General features: G+C 56.2%; 3 protein-coding genes. 2 read left to right on the plus strand and 1 reads right to left on the minus strand.

The annotated features are described in order from the left end of the window. Nucleotides 1–106: 106 nt before the first annotated feature. On the minus strand, nt 107–721 hold the full coding sequence (locus BM322_RS12675; RefSeq protein ID WP_075431060.1) for a TetR/AcrR family transcriptional regulator: 615 nt from the start codon (nt 719–721) through the stop codon (nt 107–109). A gap of 84 nt (nt 722–805) precedes the next feature. Here BM322_RS12675 and BM322_RS12680 point away from each other — a divergent pair, with 84 nt between their 5' ends. Both BM322_RS12680 and eno read left to right on the plus strand, forming a co-directional pair. Then, the gene (locus tag BM322_RS12680) at nt 806–2,128 is read left to right on the plus strand and encodes an MATE family efflux transporter (protein ID WP_075431061.1); all 1,323 of its coding nucleotides are present in this window, start codon (nt 806–808) and stop codon (nt 2,126–2,128) included. A gap of 91 nt (nt 2,129–2,219) precedes the next feature. Then, a complete protein-coding gene (gene eno, locus BM322_RS12685; RefSeq protein ID WP_075431062.1) occupies nt 2,220–3,521 on the plus strand; it encodes a phosphopyruvate hydratase in 1,302 nt (433 codons plus the stop codon). Nucleotides 3,522–3,732 lie beyond the last annotated feature (211 nt).

Genomic DNA, 3,732 nt, shown 5'->3' on the forward strand with positions numbered 1-3,732 from the left:
CGTACGGTCCATTCAGCGGAAACAGAAAAAGTACTACCCCGTGAACCCCGAGCTGCGTACTATCGGGATTCCGTTCCGCACGCACTGACAGACAAACTGTAATTGTTTATACTGTCCACGGAGCCGCCAAACTCCCTTTCTGCATCCCCAGCAGCTGCTCCATCAGTCTCGTCGCCATAGCCTCCCGCACTTCCATCTGTGCCGCATCGATATCCCGCGCATCCTCAGGCCACATCCCGTCGGTAAGCCGCCAGAAGAAATCCATGCTTTCTGTAATATGCTCTACCTGCATGCTCCCCTCGCGGCTGCCCTGCGCGATTATCGCTCGCAGCAGCGGATTGAAACCCTGCTCCAGGACGCGCTGCCAGATCTGCGAAACCAGATCCTTCTTGTGCTCATCCCAAAGCTCATCCACCAGCGCCTCGACATCATATTCACGGCTCATCAACCCCAGGAACAGCCGCATTTTCTCTACTGCCGCCAGACCTTCGGCCTTGCGCTCATAAGCAGCGACGAACTTCTGCGTCCATTCGGCAAAGATAGCCTGCAAGACATCCTCCTTCGTCGGGAAATAGTAGAAAAAGGTGCCTTTGGCTACGCCAGCAGCCTTGCAGATATCCTGCACCATCGTCTGCTCATAGCCTTTTTCCAGGAACAATTTCCTGGCAACATCGATAAATTCCTGCCGGCGTTCCGCCGGATCCTTACGTACTCTCGTCATAAAAACTCCTTATTGACTCTGGTCAGTAAATAGAATATACTACGCCCTAGGAAATTTGTCAACGAAAGGACAACGAAAATTGGTATGAATTCCGAACTCTTCATCAAACTGCCACCTCGGAAACTTTTCTTCCGCTGTGCTGTGCCGGCGGCCATCACCTCGGTCGCCGGTGCTCTCTACGCCGTGGTCGACGGCATGTTTGTCGGCCGCTTTATCGGCGAGGACGCCCTTGCGGCCATCAGCATCACCATGCCGGTCATCATGATGGTCGAGGCCATTGCCAATATGATTGCCACCGGCGCTTCCGTGAATATCGCCATCCATCTCGGCAAGAAAGAGCGGGCGACAGCCGCCCGCATCTTCTCCTTCGCCGTGAAATTCATCCTGGCCTTCTCCTGCCTGACAGGGCTTTTGGGCTATTTCTTTGCCCGCCCCTTCGTGATGCTGCTAGCACCAGGGGCCAGCGCCCATGTCATCGGCCTAAGTGTCACCTATCTGCAGATCTACGCGCTCTTTGCCCCGCTGATTCCCATCTATTTTGCGACGGACAACTTCCTGCGCGACTGCGGCCAGCAGCGCGTCAGCATGCTGGTCAACGTCGCCACACAACTTTTGAACGTCGCTCTGGATTTCATCCTGATTGTCCTGCTCGGGCAGGGCATCGCAGGGGCGGCCATCGGCAGCTGCCTCTCCCTGATCCTCGGCTCACTGTTCACGCTGGCCTGTTTCCGCGGACGACGGCTCGACCTCTACTATACCCGCGGAAATATCCCGCTGCGGAAATTCTTCCGGCTCATGCTGAATGGTTCCAGCGAATTCTTCAGTAATATCGCAGCCTCAGTCATGAGCATCGTCCTCAACATCTTCCTGCTCAAATACGGCGGCACGACAGCTGTTGCAGCCTTTTCCATCATCATGTATATCGACAGCATGCTCGGCATGCTGAATTTCGGCATCTGCGAGGCCTTGCAGCCAGCCATCAGCTACTGCTACGGCGCGGGACGCATCCTGCGCATGAACCTGATTTTCCGCAGCGTGCGCATCGCAATGATGGTAATCGCGGCCGTGTCATTCCTGCTCATGCTGCTGGCCGGCCCCTTTGCCGCCAGTCTCTTCATCCGTCCCGATGATGCAGAGCTTACCGCAGTCAGCCTGACAGGCATCACTATCTTCGCCTTTTCTTACCTGCCCGGCTGGATCGATATGTGCTACTCCTCCTACTTCACAGCCCTTGACCGCCCCACGCTGTCGCTGCTCGTCTCCCTATGCGGAACGCTGCTATTTCCCTTGGCCTTCCTCATCCTGTTCGCCAGTCTCTGGGGTCTCACCGGCATCTGGCTCATGGTCCCCGCCGCTGCTCTTGCCAGCAGTCTGCTGACTCTGCACCTTGCCAGAAATATCCGCTGATATTTTTGGTTGATAAATCTTCTCAAATATATTACAATACAAATTGTTGATAGCATTTCTCATTTACCTATTTATATACAGGAGGTACAACATGAAGGAATATTTGAAGATCATGCAGGTCATCGGCCGGGAAATCATCGATTCCCGCGGCAATCCGACCGTCGAGGCCGAAGTCATACTTGCTGACGGTACACTTGGCCGTGCAGCCGCTCCGAGCGGCGCTTCGACGGGCGAGTTCGAGGCCCTCGAGCTGCGTGATGGCGACAAAGCTAAATTCGGCGGCAAAGGCGTATCGAAGGCCGTTGCCAATGTCAATGAGGTGATTGCTCCGGCACTCATCGGCACCGACGCCTCCGACGGCTATGCCCTCGATGCCATCATGTTCGAGCTCGACGGCACCGAAGACAAGTCCAAGCTCGGCGCCAACGCCATCCTCGCCGTTTCCCTGGCAGCAGCCAAGGCAGCGGCCAAAGCCCAGGATATTCCGCTCTACCGCTACTTCGGCGGCATCAATGGCAACCAGCTGCCCGTCCCGATGATGAACATCTTGAACGGCGGCGCCCATGCCTCCAACTCCGTTGACACCCAGGAATTCATGATCATGCCTGCGGGTGCCCCGAGCTTCCGCGAGGCACTGCGTTGGTCCACAGAGGTCTTCCACGCCCTGCAGTCCCTGCTCAAGAAAGAGGGCGAGACGACGGCCGTCGGCGACGAGGGCGGCTTTGCCCCGAACCTCAAATCCGACGAGGACGCCATCGAGCATATCCTGCAGGCCATCAAGGACGCCGGCTATGAACCGGGCCGCGACTTCGTGCTCGCCATGGATGCCGCTGCCTCCGAGTGGAAGAGCGACAAAGGCAAAGGTTTCTACAAACAGCCGAAATCCGGCCGCGAGTACACCTCCGACGAGCTCATCGCCCATTGGGAATCCCTTGTAGACAAATACCCGATCTACTCCATCGAGGACGGCCTTGATGAAGAAGATTGGGACGGCTGGCAGAAGATGACGGAAAAGCTCGGTCACAAAGTCCAGCTCGTGGGCGACGACCTCTTCGTCACGAATACCAAGCGTCTCAAGAAGGGCATCGAGCTTGGCTGCGGCAACTCCATCCTCATCAAGCTCAACCAGATTGGCTCTCTCTCTGAGACCCTGGAGGCCATCAAGATGGCCCACAAGGCCGGCTACACGGCCATCGTCTCTCACCGCTCGGGCGAGACCGAAGACACAACGATTGCCGACCTGGCCGTAGCCCTCAACACAGCTCAGATAAAGACCGGTGCACCGTCCCGCTCCGAGCGCGTAGCCAAGTACAACCAGCTGCTGCGCATCGAGGAGCAGCTCGATAGCAGTGCCGTCTACCCAGGCAAAGACGCTTTCGGCTTCAACCGCTGACACCTCCCCATGCATATCCCCAACCCCATTTACACGCTATGAAAATACTATAAATTACAAAAATACCGCTGACTCGATTATATAAGTCAGCGGTACTTTTGCTATAAAATTACAGTTTGTCTGTCAGTGCGTGCGGAACGGAATCCCGATAGTACGCAGCTCGGGGTTCACGGGGTAGTACTTTTTCTGTTTCCGCTGAATGGACCGTACG

It is taken from the genome of Selenomonas sp. GACV-9 (genome assembly GCA_900116485.1).
GTDB classification, from domain to species: Bacteria; Bacillota; Negativicutes; order Selenomonadales; family Selenomonadaceae; genus Selenomonas_A; species Selenomonas_A ruminantium_G.